Below are 18,045 nucleotides of genomic sequence, written 5' to 3' on the forward strand. Positions count from 1 at the left end.
CGGCGCCTTCGTGACGCCGCCGCCCAGGGCACCGGCGTCGCATCCGGTGCCCGGGGTGGGTGCGGGTGCGATGGGGGACGCGGCCCGGCGTAACGGGGTGCCGCTGCGCCCACCCGTGCCGCCCCAGCGGCACGACTGCCCGCAGCTCGGTAGGTACGGCGCGAAGGGGGCGGGTCGGGGGGTGTCCGCCCGCAGCGGTTGGCGCGTCAACAGAGTTCACCTCCGTAGCCAACCGATTCCGCGCCGTTCCGAGGACGGACACCCCCCGGCGCGCCCCCGACCCACCCACCGCACGCACCGCGCCACGCGCGCACCCCCACCGAACCCGCGCAGGCCGCCGCAGGCACCCCGCTCAACCGCCGGAGGCACCCGCCTGGTCCAGCAACCCCGTCCGCGCCGCCAGCGCCGCGGCCTCCAGCCGCGACCCCACGCCCAGCTTCATCAGCACCCGCTGGACATGCGTGCGCGCCGTAGACGGAGCGATCCCCATCCCCGCCGCGATCAGCCGCGTGTCCTCGCCGTCCGCGACCCGCACCAGCACCTCCACCTCCCGCGGCGTGAGCATCTGCAACAGCCGCTGCCCCTCGTCGTCGGGCTGGGCCGCGGGATTCAGCAGCTCACCGAACGCCCCCTGCAACAAGGCCGGCGCCACCGCCGCCTCCCCCGCCCGCGCCTTCATGATCGCCCGCTCGACACCCTCTATGCGCTCGTCGTGCCGGACGTACCCCGACGCCCCCGCCGCGAACGCCGCCGCGATGCCGCGAGGGCTCGGCACCGGGCCCAGCACCAGCACCGCCACCTGCGGACGCTCCCGCTTGATCCGTACCACCGGATCGAAGTTCCCCGGCTCCGCCGGTGTCGCCGTCCCCAGCAGGCACACCTCCGGCGCCCGGCTGATCACCAGCTCCGCCGCCCCCGCGGCCGGCGCCGCCGCGGCCAGCACCCGGTGCCCCCGCAGCTTCAGCGCCGAGGCCAGCGCCTCGGCGAGCAATCGGTGATCGTCGACCACCATGAGCCGTACTCCCACGGAGCAACCCCCCAGTCACCCATTCGCCCATTCACCGGTCCCCGGCACGCCCCCCGGCATGTCCCCCGGAAGCTACACGCTAGCCAGCCCTCGCGCTGCCCCTACCGGTGAGAACCGCCCCGGAGTGCCGAAAACCCCGGCCCACGCGACCGGCCCCGCCCCTGCGACAGGGACGGGGCCGGAACGGGTCACCCGGGGGACACCTACGGCGTCACCCGCTCGTGCCGAACCCGATCGCCAGGTACTCCTTCTCGTCCGCGCTCGTCGGCTCGCTGGCGTACACCTGCGACATGAACAGACGCCCCTGCGAGTAGATCAGCTCGGAGTAGTCCGGCGACATGCTGGACTCCACGTCCCGCACCGCCTCCGTCGCCGGGTTCTCCAGCAGCGTGGTCTGCTTGAACGTCGCTCCGTCGATGCTCACGACCTGACCGCCCTTGTCGTACGGCGGGCGCTTGTAGGCGATCACGTTGCCGCCGTCCATGCGCAGCGGGGTGATCGTGTAGTCCTCGCCCGAGTCCGCGCGCTGACCGGTCTGCTTCCCGGTGGTCAGGTCGAAGGCGACGACCTCGTTGGCCCGGCTGTACGACTCGCCCCCGCCCTCGTGCTCCTCGGTCGCGATGTACAGCTTGCCGTTGCCGGCCGCGAGCCCGTTGCAGCTCTCGGTCTTGGTGATGCTGTCGCAGCGCGCCGCGAACTGGTCGCCGGGCGCCGAGATGCGGGTGAGCAGCTTGCCGGTCTTGTTGTCGATGGAGAAGAAGTCCGAGATGCCGCTGCCGTCCCCGGCGGAGTCACCGACGTCGGCGGCCACGACCAGCGGGTTCGTCGACACGACGCCCGCGTACTCGATGCCCTTGGCCATCTTGTACTCGGTGATCACCTTCCCGCTCTTCGGGTCGATGGTCTGGATGTTCAACTGACGGGCGTCGTACGACCCGCACTTGCGCACCGCGACCAGCTTCTCGCCGCCGCCGTAGCCCGCGTCGTAGCAGGTGTCGGTCGTCTTCGGGGACCAGAGGATGTCGCCCTTGGCGATGTCGAAGGCGACGCCGCCGTCGCTGCTGCCCGCGGCGACGGTGTCACCGCTGATCGTGACGTTGTCGAAGGAGATCGGCCCCTCGCCGGCCGACTTCGTCCACACCTTCTTCCCGGCGTCCAGGTCGAGGACCGCGACCTGGGTGCAGCCGTGCGAGGGCTCGGCCTTGGTCGGCATGGCCGGCTGGTGGACGATCACCGTCTTGTTGTCGTCGGTGACGTGCCGGGTGACGGCACACACGGGGCCGGCCAGCTTGATCGTCCACTTCTTGCTGCCCTTGGCGGGGTCGTACCCGTTGACCTCGGCGATGCCGCTCTTGGCGTACACCTTGTCGGTGAGCCACGAGCCGGAGACGACGACGCTGTCGTCCTCCTTGCTCACCGCGGGCATCGGGACCTGGAAGAGCACCTTGGCGGCCGGGTCGGAGGGCGCCTTCTCCTCGCCGCCGGAGGTCTTGCCGCCGTCGCCGCCCTTCTGGTCCGTACCGCCGTCGCCACCCGTGCCGCCGCTGGAGCCGGCGGTGTCGTCCTTGCCCCCGTCGTCGGAGGAACCGGCGTACCAGACCCCGCCGCCGATGATCAGGGCGATCGCGACGACGGCGGACACGATGATCGCGACCTGCGCGTTGATCTTCCGGCCACCGCCCGACCCCGCGGCCTGCGGCTGCATGGGCATGGTGGCCGGCTGCGGATAGCCGTACCCGGGCTGACCGGGCTGCCCCGGGTACCCGTACCCGGGCTGGGCCTGCGGCGGCGACTGCGGATACCCGTACCCCGGCTGCTGCGGCGGCGGCCCCGCCGGCGGAGTGGCCGGAGCCGCGGGCGCCTGCGGCGGAGTCTGCGGCACCGACGGCTGCGGCGGCTGCGGCGGCTGGTTCTGCGGCGGGCCGAACCCGCCCCCCTGCGGGGGCTGGTTGGGCGGCGGGGGAGGCGGCTGGGTCATGACGTGAGTACCTCGGAGAGCGGAGACGACGAAGACGGAACGAACCGCGAAACAACGACGGCGAAAGAGAAGACGGAGAAGACGGAGAAGGCAGAGAGAGAAGAGGTCACTTGCCGTAGGCGAGCATCAACTTCTCCTTCGACTCGTCGTTCCCGGTCAGGCGGGTGCTGGAGATGAAGAACCGCCCGTCGACCCAGTCGATGTCCTTGGAGTAGAAGCTGTTCTCGATGTCCGCGACGCCCTGCGGGTTCTGCAGCAGCTTCGCCGGCTTGTGGCTGCTGCCGCCGGTCGGGATGGACACGACCTGACCGCCCGCGTCGTAGGACGGCTGGACGTACGCGATGAGCTGGTCGCCCTCGACCTTCAGCGGCATCATCGACTCGTCCGCGGGGGACTTGGTGCGCCACTTCTCCTTGCCGGTGGTGAGGTTGATCGCGACGATCTCGTTGGCGCCGCTGGTCGCCTCGGTCGGCAGGTAGAGGGTGCCCGCGGCGACGGCCACGCCCGTGCAGCCCTGGAGGTCGCGTTCGAGGATGGCCCAGCCGCACTCGGGGGCGAAGTCCTCGTCGACGCCGACCTGTTCCTGGACCTTGCCGCCGGAGGTGAAGGAGGAGATGTTCCAGACCTTCTTGTCCTCGTTGGTGGCGTACACGACCAGCGGGTCGACGGAGTAGGCGCGGGCGATCCGCCAGCCCTTCTCGTACTTGTAGGTCCACAGGACCTTGCCGGTCTTCGGGTCGAGGCCCTGGAGCTCGTCGTGCGCGTTGTTGCCGCCGGCGCCGCAGGAGGCGACCTGGACGAGTTTGTTCGCGCTGCCCGCGAACCCGGCGGGGAAGCAGGCGTCGCCGTACTTCTTCTTCTCGTACAGCTTCTTGCCGCTCTTGACGTCGTAGGCGGTGCCGGACTGGGAGCGGCCGACCATCATGGTGTTGCCGCTGAGCGAGAGTTCGAGGGAGAGCGTGGAGTCGAACAGGTCGCCGTCGGCGACCTCCTCGGACCAGCCCTTCTGGCCGGTGGCGAGGTCGATCTCCTGGAGCTTGTTGCACTTGGCGCGGTCGCTGGAGCCGCTCATGTAGGCGACGACGATCTTGTCGTCGGCCGTCTTCTCGGGGGTGACCGCGCAGATCTTCTCCGGGAAGGCGATCGGCTCCCAGGCGGGCTTGCCGTCGCCGACGTTGTAGGCGAAGACCTGCTTGTACGCCGCCTTCACCGCCGCCTTGTCGGTGATCCACATGCCGTTGGCGTCGGCACCGGAACCGGGGGCGTCGGGCGCCTCCTTGTACCAGAGCACCTTGGACTCGCCGGCCTGGCGGCCCTCGTTGAGGTTCTCGGGGTCCTCGCCGCCGTCGCCGCTGCCGTCACCGGGGTCGACCGGGGCGCCGCCCTTGGAGCCGGAGGGCTTGGGGTCGTCGGTCTTGGCGACGACGGGCTTCTTGTCCTTCTTGTCGTCACCGCCGCTCGCGGTGACCGCCCACACGCTGCCGCCGATGACGAGCAGGGCCGCGACGGCCGCGCCGATGGCGAGGGCGGGCTTGCCCTTGAAGGGGTTGCGGGACCCGGGGCCGCCGGGCGGCGGCGTACCGGGAACGCCGGGGGCGCCGGGGTACTGCTGCTGCGGATAGCCGTAGCCGGGCTGCTGGCCGTACGGCCCCGGCTGCTGCGGCTGGGCGGCGTACGGCCCGGAGTTGTACGGTCCGGGCTGCTGACCGTACGGCCCGGGCTGCTGCGGCTGGGCGGGCTGACCGGGCTGGCCCGGCTGCTGCTGCGGATACCCGTACCCCGGCTGCTGCGGCGGCGGACCGGACGGCGGCCCCTGCGGGGGCGGCGGGGTCGGTGCCCCGAAACCTCCCGGCGGCGGGTCCTGCGGTGCTCCGAAGCCACCCGGCTGCGGCGGCTGATTCGGCGGCTGGCTCATCAGCGCGTTCCCCCTTATTACTCACTGATTTTTAGCCACGCCCCGGGTCACGCGCTGGCCCCGGAGTCGTCTACGGCGATCGTTCCACAAGCCTCGGACCGTCCTGGGACAGTCCTCGGACGGCCTTTCTATCACCCGCGGCCAACCGCCCACCGGGCCGCGTCCACCGCTGTTCCCAAGGGAGGACCGGCCCGTGATGCCACTGTTACGAGCCTTCACGCGCCCTTTACATCACCCGCGCGCCCGGCGCACGCGGTGGCTCAGGCGTCCTCGGCCAGTTCCAGCCAGCGCAGTTCCAGCTCGTCGCGCTGTCCCGTCAGCTCGCGCAGCTCGGCGTCCAGTTCCGCCACCTTCGCGAAGTCCGTCGCGTTCTCGGCGATCCGGGCGTGCAGTTTGGTCTCCTTCTCGGAGACCTTGTCCAGCTGCCGCTCGATCTTCTGGAGTTCCTTCTTGGCGGCCCGCACGTCGGCGGCGCTCTTCTCGGGCACGGCGGCGGCGGGCTTGGCCGCCACGGCCGGGGCGCTGGACGCGGCGGACTCCTCCATGCGCCGGCGCCGCTCCAGGTACTCGTCGATGCCGCGCGGCAGCATGCGCAGCGCGCCGTCGCCGAGCAGGGCGAAGACCCGGTCGGTGGTCCGCTCGACGAAGAACCGGTCGTGGGAGATGACGATCATCGAACCGGGCCAGCCGTCGAGGACGTCCTCCAGCTGGGTCAGGGTCTCGATGTCGAGGTCGTTGGTGGGCTCGTCGAGGAAGAGGACGTTGGGCTCGTCCATGAGGAGCCGCAGCAGTTGGAGCCGCCGCCGCTCACCGCCGGACAGGTCCCCGACCGGCGTCCACTGCTTCTCCTTCCCGAAGCCGAAGGTCTCGCACAGCTGCCCGGCGGTCATCTCGCGGCCCTTGCCGAGGTCGACGCGCTCGCGGACGCGCTGCACGGCCTCCAGCACCCGCCAGTCCGGGTCCAGCTCGGCGACCTCCTGCGACAGGTACGCCAGCTTGACGGTCCTGCCGACCCGCACCTGCCCGCCCGCCGGCTGCCGCTCGCCCTCGCTGCGGGCGGCCTCGGCCATGGCCCGCAGCAGGGAGGTCTTGCCCGCGCCGTTGACCCCGACCAGGCCGATGCGGTCGCCGGGGCCGAGCTGCCAGGTGACGTGCTTGAGCAGCACCTTGGGCCCGGCCTGGACGGTGACGTCCTCCAGGTCGAACACGGTCTTGCCGAGCCGGGAGGAGGCGAACTTCATCAGCTCGCTGCTGTCCCGGGGCGGCGGCACGTCGGCGATCAGCTCGTTGGCGGCCTCGACGCGGAAGCGGGGCTTGGACGTCCGCGCGGGCGCCCCGCGCCGCAGCCAGGCCAGCTCCTTGCGGACCAGGTTCTGCCGCTTGGTCTCCTCGGTGGCGGCGATGCGCTCGCGCTCGGCGCGGGCGAAGACGTAGTCGGAGTAGCCGCCCTCGTACTCGTAGACGTCGCCGCGCTGCACGTCCCACATGCGGGTGCAGACCTGGTCGAGGAACCACCGGTCGTGGGTGACGCACACGAGGGCGGACCGCCGCTCGCGCAGATGCCCGGCGAGCCAGGCGATGCCCTCGACGTCGAGGTGGTTGGTGGGCTCGTCGAGGACGACGAGATCCTGCTCCTCGATGAGCAGCTTGGCCAGCGCGATCCGGCGTCGCTCACCACCGGAGAGCGGACCGATCACGGTGTCGAGCCCCTGCGGGAACCCCGGCATGTCGAGCCCGCCGAACAGCCCGGTCAGCACGTCCCGGACCTTGGCGTTGCCCGCCCACTCGTGGTCGGCCATGTCGCCGATGACCTCGTGCCGGACGGTGGCGGCGGGGTCGAGGGAGTCGTGCTGGGTGAGCACGCCGAGCCGCAGGCCGCCGGAGTGGGTGACCCGCCCGGTGTCGGGCTCCTCCAGCCGGGCCAGCATCCGGATCATGGTCGTCTTGCCGTCGCCGTTGCGCCCGACGACACCGATGCGGTCGCCCTCGGAGACGCCGAGGGACACGCCGTCGAGGAGTGCACGGGTGCCGTACACCTTGCTGACGTTCTCGACATTGACCAGATTGACGGCCATTTCTCTCCTGCCTGGGGGATCGCTCGACCCTCCAGGGTAGTCCGGCCGCCGTGAGCCTCAGTCCAGGACCGTGGCCCCCGCCGCCGCCCCCACCGCCGTACGCACGTCCCGGCAGGTCCCCGAGGCCCGCAGCACCCCCGCGATGTCGGAGGCGGACCCGGCGTCGGTCGCGAGGAAGGCCGTCGTCGGCCCCGAGCCCGAGACCAGGGCCGCCAACGCTCCGGCCGCCCGTCCCGCGGCGAGGGTGTCGGACAGCTCGGGGAAGAGGGAGAGCGCGGCGGGCTGGAGGTCGTTGGAGACGGCGACGGCGAGCGCGGCGGCGTCGCCCTTGGCCAGGGCGTCGAGCACCGCCTGGTCGGCGGCCGGCTCGGGAATGTCCAGGCCCTCCCCCAGCCGGTCGAACTCGCGGAAGACGGCCGGCGTGGACAGTCCCCGCGCGGCCAGCGCGAACACCCAGTGGAAGTCGGCCCCCACCTCCAGCTCCGTCAGCCGTTCCCCCCGGCCGGTGCCCAGCGCGGCCCCGCCGACCAGGCTGAACGGCACGTCGCTGCCCAGCCCGGCGCAGATCTCGAGCAGCTCCTCGCGGGAGGCGCCGGTGCCCCACAGGGCGTCGCAGGCGAGCAGCGCGCCCGCGCCGTCGGCGCTGCCGCCCGCCATGCCGCCGGCGACGGGGATGTCCTTGGCGATGTGGAGGTGGACGTCGGGTGCGCGGCCGTACCGCGCGGCCAGCGCCTCGGCCGCGCGCGCCACGAGGTTGGTGCGGTCCAGGGGGACCTGGTCGGCGTCGGGCCCCTCGCAGGTGACGCGGAGCCCGTCGGCGGCCGGGGTGGCGGTGATCTCGTCGTACAGGGAGACGGCGAGGAAGACGTTGGCCAGGTCGTGGAAGCCGTCGGGGCGGGCGGCGCCGACCGCGAGCTGGACGTTGACCTTGGCGGGGACGCGGACCGTCACGCTCACTTGCTCGTCACTCCCTGGCTTCCTGCTGCTGCTTGTGCTCGGCGATACGCGCGAACTCTTCCACGGTCAGGGCCTCTCCGCGCGCCTGCGGCGACACGCCCGCGCCGACGAGCGCGGCCTCGGCGGCGGCGGCCGATCCGGCCCACCCGGCGAGCGCGGCCCGCAGGGTCTTGCGGCGCTGGGCGAACGCGGCGTCGACGACGGCGAAGACCTCGGCCTTGGACGCGGTGGTCTTCAACGGCTCGCTGCGCCGGACGAGTGACACGAGCCCGCTGTCGACGTTGGGCGCGGGCCAGAAGACGTTGCGGCCGATGGACCCGGCCCGCTTGACCTCCGCGTACCAGTTCGCCTTCACGGACGGCACGCCGTACACCTTCGAGCCGGGCCCGGCGGCCAGCCGGTCGGCGACCTCCTTCTGCACCATGACGAGGGTCCGCTCGATGCCCGGGAAGGTGTCGAGCATGTGGAGGAGGACGGGCACGGCGACGTTGTAGGGGAGGTTCGCGACGAGCGCGGTCGGCGCGGGGCCCGGCAGCTCGGTGACGTGCATCGCGTCGGAGTGCACGAGCGCGAACCGGTCGGCGCGCTGCGGCATGCGGGCGGCGACGGTGGCGGGCAGGGCACCGGCGAGCACGTCGTCGATCTCGACGGCGGTGACCCGGTCGGCGGCCTCCAGCAGGGCCAGGGTGAGCGAGCCGAGACCCGGCCCCACCTCGACCACCACGTCGTCGGGGCGTACCTCGGCGGTGCGGACGATACGGCGGACCGTGTTGGCGTCGATGACGAAGTTCTGGCCGCGCTGCTTGGTGGGGCGTACGCCGAGGGCCGCCGCGAGTTCGCGGACGTCGGCGGGACCCAGGAGGGCGTCGGGGGTGGGGCTGCTCACCCCGCAAGGGTAGCCGGGGGCGCGTGGGCCCCACGCGCCCGCAGCCGGGCGCCCCGGTCGGGCCTCGGTCCCGCGGCCGGGCGCCCCGGTCTCGCCTCGGTCCCGCGGCCGGGCGTCCCGGTCTCGCCTCAGTCCCGCAGCCGGGCGCCGCAGTGCGGCCAGGCGTCGGCGCCGCTGCGCACGTACAGCTTCTGCGCCCGGTACGTCTGCTCCGCGGCCGACGCGTCCTCGGGGCGGCCCGTGCCGCCGAGGTCGTGCCAGGTGGCGGAGTCGAACTGGTAGAGCCCGCCGTAGGTCCCGGACGGGTCGACGGCGTCCGGGCGGCCGCCGGACTCGCAGGCGGCCAGGCCCTGCCAGTTCAGGTGGTCGGCGCCGTGGACGGAGGCCGGCCGGGGCCGGGTGCCGACCCGCACGACGCGCGGGCTGGGCTCGCGGACCACCTCGGTGCGCAGACGGCGCGGCTTCTGCCGGACGCCGTTGACGGTGCGCAGGGCGTACGTGGTGCGGCGCAGCCCGGGCCGGCCCGCCTCCTGGACGACCTCGGTGCCCCGGAAGAGGGAGGCGTCCTCGGCCCGGCGCTCGTCGAAGGGGATCGGGTCCTCGCGGACCTCCTGGGACCCGGTGATCCGCAGCACCGTGACGGTCTGCCCGTCGCGCGGGAAGCCGGCCGCGGGGACGGACGTGGTGTCCTCGCCGCGCAGGGTGACGCCGGCCTCCTCGACGACCTCCCGCACGGTCGCGGCGTTGGTGCGGACGGTGCGGGTCCGGCCGTCCGCCATCACGGTCACCACCCGCTCGGTGCGCACCACCAGGGCGAGGCCCTCGCGGCCGATGCGCCGGGAGGGCCCGGTGGACAGGTACGCGCCCTGCGTGCGCACCCCGAGCTGCCGCAGCGCCCCCGCCACCGTCCCCGCGGTCGTCCACACCTGGCGACGGTGACCGTCGAGGGTGAGCAGCACGGGCCGCCCGTGGCGGACGGTGACGTCCTCGCCGCTGGTCAGCGGGGTGCCGGGGGCGGGTGCGATCACGTCGTGGGCGCCCACCTGGACACCTTCCTCGGCGAGCAGTTCGGTCACGTCGTCGGCGAAGGTGTGCAGCGTGCGCGGGCTGCCGTCGACGGTCAGCTCGACCGCCTTGTCCTTGGCGACGAACGCGGTGGTGCCGCCCGCGAGGAAGGCCACCACCAGCGCCCGCGGCAGCAGCCGGCGCAGGGAGGTGTCCGCGCGCCCCGCGTACCGCGCCCGGCGCCGGCGCTCGGACCGTCCGTCGCCCTGCCGGGGCAGCGCGGGCGCGGTCGGCTCGTGAACGGGCGGCTCGTGAACGGGCGGCGCGGCCGGGCAGGGGTCGCCGCCGTAGCCGTAGCCGTAGCCGTAGCCGTAGGGCAGGGTCGGCGCGCTGTGCACGTCGTACGGTGCGAGGTACTCGTGCGCCTCGGCCGGCTCGAACTGCGTTCTGCTCACACCCACACGCTCCAGGGGTCCCGATCGGGCCCCCAGAACCTAGCGGAGCGCCGGTCACTCTCCCAAGCGGCACGACTACTCAGCGTGTCAGTAGCCGAAGGCGCGGGCCGTGTTCGCGGCGAGGGCGGTGGCCAGGGTGTCCTCGTCGACGCCCCGCACGTCCGCCATGGCACGCACCGTGACCGGCACCAGGTAGGGCGCGTTCGGCCGCCCCCGGTAGGGCACCGGCGTCAAAAACGGCGCGTCGGTCTCCACCAGGACCAGCTCCGGCGGGGCCACGGCGAGGGCGTCGCGCAGGTTCTGGGCGTTCTTGAAGGTGACGTTGCCGGCGAAGGACATGTAGTACCCGGCGCGGGCGCAGATCTCCGCCATCTCGGCGTCGCCGGAGTAGCAGTGGAAGACGGTGCGCTCGGGGGCGCCCTCCTCCTTCAGGACGCGCAGGACGTCGGTGTGGGCGTCGCGGTCGTGGATGACGAGGGTCTTGCCGTGCCGCTTGGCGATCTCGATGTGGGCGCGGAAGGAGCGCTCCTGGGCCTCCTTGCCCTCGGGGCCGGTGCGGAAGTGGTCAAGACCCGTCTCGCCGACGCCCTTGACCTGCGGCAGCGCCGCGAGCCGGTCGATCTCCGCGAGGGCGTCGTCGAGGGCCGGGTCCCCGCCGGGCTCGCGCGCCCCCTGCCGGGACCAGCCGTCGGGGTCCCCGTGCACGATGCGCGGCGCCTCGTTCGGGTGCAGGGCGACGGTGGCGTGGACGGCGTCGTGCGCCGCCGCGGTCTCGGCCGCCCAGCGGGACCCCGCGAGGTCGCAGCCGACCTGGACGACGGTCGTGACACCGACCGACGCGGCCTTGGCGAGTGCCTCCTCGACCGTGCCGGACTGCATGTCGAGGTGGGTGTGCGAGTCGGCGACCGGGACCCGGAGGGGCTCGGGGAGCGGGGGCGCGCCGTTCTTGTCGGACCGGCCGGAGGCGTTCGAAGGCATACCCCGATCCTACGAAAGCTCCCCGAGCGCCCCCGTGGGTCGGCTAGCTCGCCCTGCGGTGGAGGTGGAGGGCGTGCAGGAGGTCGGCCAGGTGCCAGGGCCGGCGTTCGCCGGACAGTCCCGGCGCTCCCGGTCCCGGCTCCTCGGGCACCAGCGGCACCTCGAGGGGGCCGGCCGGTGGCACCCGGTGGACGGTGTGGGTGGCGCCGCGCACCGAGGCCACCCGGCCCGGACGCAGGATCCGTACGACGTGGCTGTCGCAGGTGGCGCAGGTCGGCCGGGTCAGCGGGGAGGGCACGACCCGGCCGTCCGCGACGTAGAGCACGAACTCGCGGCCGTCGGCGTCGGTGTGGTGCTCGATCTCGAACGACTGCTCCCAGCCGTGCCCGCAGCGCATGCAGGCGAACGAGTACGACTCGTGGACGACGGCGGTGGCACCTGCATGCACTCCGGTCCGCACGGCGCTCTCACTCATGCTCATCCCGGCTCCTTGGTTCGTTCTGCTCCTTCCTCCAGTGGACTCCTCCACCAGCGGGAAAGCACCAGGCGCTGCCGAGTGTTTTAGCCGATTTGAGCTGTCCTTGGCAGGAGCGCCCGCAAGGTCAGGGACGGGTCAAGGGCGGCCCTATGGATGCCCTCGGTTCCCGGGGTTCTTCTCCGCGTTCTTCGCCGCCACCACCGCGTCGAACACCTCCCGCTTGGGCACCCCCACCTGGGCGGCGACCGCGGCGATCGCCTCCTTGCGCCGCTCCCCCGCCTCCTCGCGCACCCGCACCCGGCGCACCAGCTCCTCGGCGCCGACCTCCTCGGGCCCCTTGTCCGGCGCCCCCTCCACGACGACGGTGATCTCGCCCCGCACCCCTTCACCGGCCCACGCGGCCAGCTCGCCCAGCCCCCCGCGCCTGACCTCCTCGTACGTCTTGGTCAGCTCCCGGCAGACGGCGGCCCGCCGGTCGGCGCCGAAGACCTCGGCCATGGCGGCGAGGGTGTCGTCGAGGCGGTGCGGGGCCTCGAAGTAGACGAGGGTCCGGCGCTCCTCGGCGACCTCGCGCAGCCGGGTCAGCCGCTCGCCGGCCTTGCGGGGCAGGAAGCCCTCGAAGCAGAACCGGTCGACCGGCAGCCCCGACAGGGCCAGCGCGGTCAGCACCGCGGACGGCCCGGGGACGGCGGTGACGCGCACGCCGCGCTCGACGGCGGCGGCGACCAGCCGGTACCCCGGGTCGGACACCGACGGCATCCCGGCGTCGGTGACCAGCAGCACCCGCGCTCCCCCGGCCAGCTCCTCCACCAGCTCGGGCGTACGGGCGGACTCGTTGCCCTCGAAGTACGACACGACACGCCCCGCGGGGGCGACGCCGAGCGCCTGGGTGAGCCTGCGCAGCCGCCGGGTGTCCTCGGCGGCGACGACGTCCGCGCCGGCCAGTTCCGCGGCGAGCCGGGGCGGGGCGTCCCGGACGTCGCCGATGGGGGTGCCCGCGAGTACAAGGGTTCCAGTCACGCCTCCATCCTCCCAGTCCTCCCGGAAGGGGAACGTATCCGCACCCGGGAGGGCCATGCACGGGACGTGCACAGCGCGGTTCCCTACGATGGCGCGGTGACCAGTACCGCGTCCTCCACGGACACCCTGCACGACCAGGCCCCGCACGACGAGCGGCCCACCTGGCAGCAGCGGCTGCGCCGCTTCGGCTACCCGGCGGGGCCCGCGACCGGCGACGTCCGCGACCGGCTGGTGCCGCCGTACACGAGCCCGAGCCCGCGCCTGTGGGTCTTCCTGGGCCTGTCGAAGCCGCTCGCCGACCGGATGATCCGCTGGTCGGCGTGGGGCGGGCCGCTGCTGGTGGCGCTGCTCGCGGGGGTGCTGCGGTTCTGGAACCTGGGCAGCCCGAAGGCGGTGATATTCGACGAGACGTACTACGCGAAGGACGCGTGGGCGCTGATCCACCGCGGCTTCGAGGTCAACTGGGACAAGAACGCCAACGACCTCATCCTGAACAGCGGCGGCGACGTCCCGATCCCGACCGACGCGGCGTACGTCGTCCACCCGCCGGTCGGCAAGTACGTCATCGGCCTCGGGGAACTTCTGTTCGGCTTCGACCCGTTCGGCTGGCGCTTCATGACGGCGCTGCTCGGCACGCTCTCGGTGCTGCTGCTGTGCCGGATCGGCCGCCGCCTGTTCCGCTCCACGTTCCTGGGATGCCTGGCGGGCGCGCTGATGGCGCTGGACGGCCTGCACTTCGTGATGAGCCGCACCGCGCTGCTGGACAGCGTGCTGATGTTCTTCGTGCTGGCCGCCTTCGGCTGCCTGGTCGTCGACCGCGACAAGGCCCGTTCGAGACTCGCCGCCGCACTCCCGGTGGACGAGGACGGCCGCGTCCGCCCCGACGCGCACGTCGCTCAGACCCTCCGCCTCGGGTGGCGCCCCTGGCGCCTGACGGCGGGCCTGATGCTGGGCCTGGCGGCGGCCACCAAGTGGAACGGCCTCTACATCATGGCGGCCTTCTGCGTGATGGCGGTACTGTGGGACGTCGGCTCCCGCCGCGTCGCGGGCGCCCACCACCCCTACCGCGCCGTACTCCGCCACGACCTGGGCCGGGCCTTCCTCTCCACCGTCCCGGTCGCCCTGGCCACGTACCTCCTCTCGTGGCTCGGCTGGATCCTCTCCCCCTCCGACGGCACCGGCGGCTACTACCGCGACTGGGCCACGAAGGACGGCGCGAACAGCTCCTGGTCGTGGCTCTTCCCCGACTGGTGGCGCAGCCTGTGGCACTACGAGACCCAGGTCCTCGAATTCCACACCCACCTGACCTCGCCGCACACCTACCAGTCGAACCCGTGGAGCTGGATCGTCCTGGGCCGCCCGGTCTCCTACTTCTACGAGTCCCCGTCGGCGGGCTCGGACGGCTGCCCGGTGGACGCGGGCGAGAAGTGCGCCCGCGAGGTCCTGGCCCTGGGCACCCCCCTGCTGTGGTGGGTGGGCTGCTTCGCCCTCCTGTACGTCCTGTGGCGCTGGCTCTTCCGCCGCGACTGGCGCGCGGGCGCCATCGCCTGCGGCGTCGCGGCCGGCTACCTCCCCTGGTTCATGTACCAGGAGCGCACGATCTTCCTCTTCTACGCCGTGGTCTTCCTCCCCTTCCTCTGCCTGGCGGTGGCGATGCTCCTGGGCGCGATCATCGGCCGCCCGGGCTGCACCGACACCCGCAGAGTGGCGGGCGCGACGGGAGCGGGCGTCCTGGTCCTCCTCATCGCGTGGAACTTCATCTACTTCTGGCCCCTGTACACGGGCACGGCGATCCCGATGGAGGAGTGGAGATCGCGGATGTGGCTGGACACGTGGGTCTAGCTGGGCAGATCCGTCATGGGGGCACGGCGTCATACCGTGCCCCGACGCTCGATGTGGGTCGTTGGCGGTCGTCGCTGGCCTCCCCGCGTACGGCCCGGAGACGGCCGAGATGCACCGAGTCAGGGCTAAAGGCGACTCATCCCCAGTAGCATCGCAAGGCCGATCATGAGTGAGGGGGGTCGTGCGCTTGAGTACGAGTTACCTGCCAGAGCCCGACCTGGTCACGGAGTTGCTGCCGCCGGGCCGTTACGCCATGTCATTGGAACAGATGCACGACGAGTTCGTCGCGTCCACAGGGTCTGCGATCAGGCAGGCGATCTGGGAAGAATGGACCCAGCATCGCGCCATCGTCGAGGCATGGACAGGGGAGATCAGTCGCATGTGGGTAGGAGGTAGCTTCGTCTCGCGCAAGCCCGACCCAAGTGACGTGGACGTCACCTACCTAGTGCGCGCCGAGGTCTTCGACCGCTTGGACGCGGAAGCTCTCTCCTACCTGGATGACGTCACGCTGCGCGGCTGGTGCGTGGATCACAACATGCGCGTTGACGCTCTGTTGCTACGTCTCCCCAAGCGAGTACCCGTCTCCCAGATGGTTCCTAGCCTTCTCCGCCCAAGGGAAGGGGACTCTTACAGAGACCTTGGCCTCTACGATGAAGTGTGGCAGTGCACAAAGGCTGACTCAGTCGGCGACCTGCCGGGTGAGATGCGGCGCGGTTATGTGGAGGTGCGACTGTGACGTCACACGCGCCCATGCCCGACCCTTCCGACAAGCGTGCCCTTCGAGCCTGGATGCGGCGGGCTCGCAGTGCCACGCCGCATCAAGGACACGGTGCACCGAGTACACCAGCAGAGTTCTCTGCACGTCAGCGGAGACGTCTTTTTCAGGCTCTGAACGTTGAGCAGGAAGAGATCGAGCGCCGCCGCCTTGACGTAGCCCTAACAGGCGCGACTACGGCCGAACACACGATTCCCGTTTCGACGCTCGGTCCGTTCCTGACGCACCTGCAAGAGTCCGTCGCCGCCGTCGCTCAGGCCCTTACTGGAAAACCCACCAGCTTTGCTTCCATCCCGCGCGACATTCGAGACGCGACAGCTCTCAGAGCAGCTACAGTCTTTCCCTCTTCTTTCGGTTTGACCATTTATGGACCCGAGCCTGACTTGGCAGAGAATAGCCTCTTCCCTGACCTTCAAAGAGAAACCCGCACGGTCCTCGATGACGCCGTAGACACGGTACTCGACATCGTGGATCTCTCGGAAGGGCCAAGCCAAACCAATGACATGCTGGCGGAACAGCTTGTACCGCTCGGACAACGGGCCCTCAAGCACATCGGCGCACTGACTTCAGGCCTAAGCGAAGCGAGCGTGGGGCTGCGAGTCGCCTGGCACACCCAGGGCGGTCAAGTAAGACGGAGCGACTGGAGTCCCTCGGGAGTACAGCGAGTCCGATACCTCTGCGAGGTTAGCGAATTCACTGAATCGGAAACTGTAACCATTACAGGATGGCTGGGGGCGGCTAGTTCATTCAACGGCAAGGTGGAGATTCGATCCGACGGCGGGGAACTCATCCGCGCTAGCACAGATGAAGAGCTGACCCCCCTTCTGCATGAATTCTTTAACAAGCGAGTGGAAGCCGAAGTCGAGGTCACTAAGGTACAATTCGCTGGCGGCCGCGAACGCAAGATCTATGCAGTCACCAGCTTGCGAAATATCTAGCAAGTCCTGCGATCGACCCAGCCAGGTAAACGGCCTGCTTCCTTGATACCAGCATCAAGGGGGCGGGCCGCAAGTCTGCGTGGGGTCCCAGCCAGGCTCGCACACTTGCGGAAGAACTCAGTATCGGCCCGAAGTGTGTACGTTTCGTCGAGCTGGCGGGCGGGGCGATGTCTGCTCTGCTCGACGGTGACCTGCCTGAAGCCGGGAGAGTGGCCGGGGTTTCGCTGACCGAGTATTTCGTGACCGACGCAGCACGGTGGCTGTGGCGGTTCCGGCTCGATCAGATGGCCGCCGACCCCGGACACGCGCGGTGGATGGTGCGGCAGGCGGTCGTGGGCGACAGGGGTCTCGTCGTCGGGCACGCGGGCTTCCACGGGCCGCCGGACGAGGTCGGCATGGTCGAGATCGGCTACTTCATCGCCCCCGACTTCCGTCGCCAGGGATACGCCCGCTCCACGCTGATCGAGTTGCTCCGCCGAGCAGCGGCCGAACCCGCGGTGACCACCGTGCGGGCGGCGATAAGCCCCGACAACGTGGCATCCCTGGCCACGATCGCGGGCCTCGGCTTCGTGGAGGTCGGAGAGCAGTGGGACGAGGAGGACGGCCGCGAAGTCGTCTTCGAAGTCCCTGCCCGCCGGGTTCCACCCGCTTGATAAGAGGCTTCGCCGAGGACCGCTACGATTTCCGCCGCCCGGAACCGACCGGCGTATCCGCACCGGCCTCGACGGCGACCTCCGCCCAGACCGTCAGCCCTTGGCCCGTTCGCCGTGTCCCCCACCGGGAGGCCAGCGCACCGGTGATCAGCAGCCCTCGACCAGCTTCGCGCTCCCCCTCGGGCTCACCGGTCGACGCGGAGATCACCGGCATGCCGCCGCTCCTGCCGTCGTCGGTCACGCCCACCGCGGCGGTATCGGCAGTCAGGGCACAGGTGATCGCGACGGTACGGCTGTCCGTGTGCTCCAGGGCGTTGGCCACCAGTTCGCCCGTGATGGCCACGAGATCGTCCGTCGTGTCCGCCGACAGACTCCACGACCGGCACGTGTCACGGACGTAGTACCGTGCGGTACGGGCGGAGGCGAGGTCCCTGCCGGGGAGCGTGAGCATGCCGTACGCGCGAAGCGCCGGTGAGGTTTCGTCCACCGGGCCGGGTTCCGATTCCCTGAGTCGAGCACCACGGTACTCGGCGATAACCAGGGCATCCGTGAGCGCGTCCGCCAACTGATGGGTGAGGAGACGGAGTTCCCTGGCGCTCGTCCGCTGCTCTCCCAGCGTTTCCCGGACCTTGCCGAGCAACCGCTCACCCAAGCCGAGCTGCACCGCTTCCATGCGGTCTGCGAGCCGGGAAACAGGCCCGTCTCCGTCTGTGAGTAGCAAAGCGGTGCGCTCTCGCGCTTCGGGGCACGGAAGGATCCGTACGCGGTCCCTCCCGCCGTTCACGATGCCGCCGCCGGGCAGGCATGGATGTCACGGGTGTCGAGGTCGACGCCGTATGTGGCACACCAGAGGATGTCGCGGCGCAGCCGCTGGACGCGGATCTTCTCGTCGCGCTCATACGCAGTCAGGTAGGGGCGGACGAGGGGAGTGGACAGGCCGTCGATGGGCTCGTGCCAGTGGCGGCCGGCGGTGGAGGCACGGAAAGGCAGTGACGCTGCGGCAGACGCACCCGCCGAAATGTCGACGGATCGCGCCCCCGGCCGCCGCCCCGCTCGGTGACGC

At 71.4% G+C, this 18,045-nt stretch carries 15 protein-coding genes; 4 read left to right on the forward strand and 11 right to left on the reverse strand.

Going from position 1 to position 18,045, the window contains the following annotated elements:
- Nucleotides 1–352: 352 nt before the first annotated feature.
- The 10 genes from ACH4D3_RS30865 to rsmI form a co-directional block, all read right to left on the reverse strand.
- Complete coding sequence (locus ACH4D3_RS30865; RefSeq protein WP_398328804.1) at nt 353–1,027, reverse strand: LuxR C-terminal-related transcriptional regulator; 675 nt, start codon at nt 1,025–1,027, stop codon at nt 353–355.
- 211 nt (nt 1,028–1,238) lie between these two features.
- Nucleotides 1,239–3,005, reverse strand: coding sequence for a PQQ-binding-like beta-propeller repeat protein (locus tag ACH4D3_RS30870; RefSeq protein WP_398328807.1), 1,767 nt, complete (start codon nt 3,003–3,005; stop codon nt 1,239–1,241).
- A 106-nt stretch (nt 3,006–3,111) separates the two neighbouring features.
- Nucleotides 3,112–4,920 (reverse strand): PQQ-binding-like beta-propeller repeat protein, encoded by a 1,809-nt coding sequence (locus tag ACH4D3_RS30875; RefSeq protein ID WP_398328810.1) that lies wholly within the window; start codon nt 4,918–4,920, stop codon nt 3,112–3,114.
- A gap of 260 nt (nt 4,921–5,180) precedes the next feature.
- On the reverse strand, nt 5,181–6,995 hold the full coding sequence (locus ACH4D3_RS30880; protein WP_398328813.1) for an ABC-F family ATP-binding cassette domain-containing protein: 1,815 nt from the start codon (nt 6,993–6,995) through the stop codon (nt 5,181–5,183).
- Between the two features lie 57 nt (nt 6,996–7,052).
- Nucleotides 7,053–7,952: a 4-(cytidine 5'-diphospho)-2-C-methyl-D-erythritol kinase gene (locus ACH4D3_RS30885; RefSeq protein WP_398328816.1), complete on the reverse strand. Its 900-nt coding sequence runs from the start codon at nt 7,950–7,952 to the stop codon at nt 7,053–7,055.
- 7 nt (nt 7,953–7,959) lie between these two features.
- A complete protein-coding gene (gene rsmA / locus ACH4D3_RS30890) occupies nt 7,960–8,838 on the reverse strand; it encodes a 16S rRNA (adenine(1518)-N(6)/adenine(1519)-N(6))-dimethyltransferase RsmA (protein WP_398328819.1) in 879 nt (292 codons plus the stop codon).
- Between the two features lie 128 nt (nt 8,839–8,966).
- Nucleotides 8,967–10,298, reverse strand: a complete 1,332-nt coding sequence (locus ACH4D3_RS30895; protein ID WP_398328822.1) for a ubiquitin-like domain-containing protein — start codon at nt 10,296–10,298, stop codon at nt 8,967–8,969.
- Between the two features lie 87 nt (nt 10,299–10,385).
- The gene (locus tag ACH4D3_RS30900) at nt 10,386–11,276 is read right to left on the reverse strand and encodes a TatD family hydrolase (protein ID WP_398328825.1); all 891 of its coding nucleotides are present in this window, start codon (nt 11,274–11,276) and stop codon (nt 10,386–10,388) included.
- 43 nt (nt 11,277–11,319) lie between these two features.
- On the reverse strand, nt 11,320–11,757 hold the full coding sequence (locus ACH4D3_RS30905; protein ID WP_398328828.1) for a hypothetical protein: 438 nt from the start codon (nt 11,755–11,757) through the stop codon (nt 11,320–11,322).
- A 144-nt stretch (nt 11,758–11,901) separates the two neighbouring features.
- Nucleotides 11,902–12,774: a 16S rRNA (cytidine(1402)-2'-O)-methyltransferase gene (rsmI, locus tag ACH4D3_RS30910; protein WP_398328830.1), complete on the reverse strand. Its 873-nt coding sequence runs from the start codon at nt 12,772–12,774 to the stop codon at nt 11,902–11,904.
- A gap of 96 nt (nt 12,775–12,870) precedes the next feature.
- Between rsmI and ACH4D3_RS30915 the strand changes: the two genes are divergently transcribed.
- The 4 genes from ACH4D3_RS30915 to ACH4D3_RS30930 all read left to right on the forward strand — a co-directional run bounded on the left by ACH4D3_RS30915 (nt 12,871) and on the right by ACH4D3_RS30930 (nt 16,982).
- Nucleotides 12,871–14,616, forward strand: a complete 1,746-nt coding sequence (locus tag ACH4D3_RS30915; RefSeq protein WP_398328833.1) for a dolichyl-phosphate-mannose--protein mannosyltransferase — start codon at nt 12,871–12,873, stop codon at nt 14,614–14,616.
- A gap of 187 nt (nt 14,617–14,803) precedes the next feature.
- Nucleotides 14,804–15,352: a DUF6932 family protein gene (locus ACH4D3_RS30920; protein ID WP_398328836.1), complete on the forward strand. Its 549-nt coding sequence runs from the start codon at nt 14,804–14,806 to the stop codon at nt 15,350–15,352.
- 14 nt (nt 15,353–15,366) lie between these two features.
- Nucleotides 15,367–16,329, forward strand: coding sequence for a hypothetical protein (locus ACH4D3_RS30925; RefSeq protein ID WP_398328839.1), 963 nt, complete (start codon nt 15,367–15,369; stop codon nt 16,327–16,329).
- A gap of 239 nt (nt 16,330–16,568) precedes the next feature.
- Nucleotides 16,569–16,982: a GNAT family N-acetyltransferase gene (locus ACH4D3_RS30930; RefSeq protein ID WP_398328842.1), complete on the forward strand. Its 414-nt coding sequence runs from the start codon at nt 16,569–16,571 to the stop codon at nt 16,980–16,982.
- A 22-nt stretch (nt 16,983–17,004) separates the two neighbouring features.
- On the opposite strand, the gene ACH4D3_RS30935 is transcribed toward ACH4D3_RS30930, so the two are convergent.
- Nucleotides 17,005–17,655, reverse strand: coding sequence for an ATP-binding protein (locus ACH4D3_RS30935; RefSeq protein WP_398328845.1), 651 nt, complete (start codon nt 17,653–17,655; stop codon nt 17,005–17,007).
- Nucleotides 17,656–18,045: the final 390 nt, after the last annotated feature.

The sequence above is a fragment of the Streptomyces sp. NPDC018026 genome (assembly GCF_044327745.1).
Lineage (GTDB): Bacteria > Actinomycetota > Actinomycetes > Streptomycetales > Streptomycetaceae > Streptomyces > Streptomyces rubrogriseus.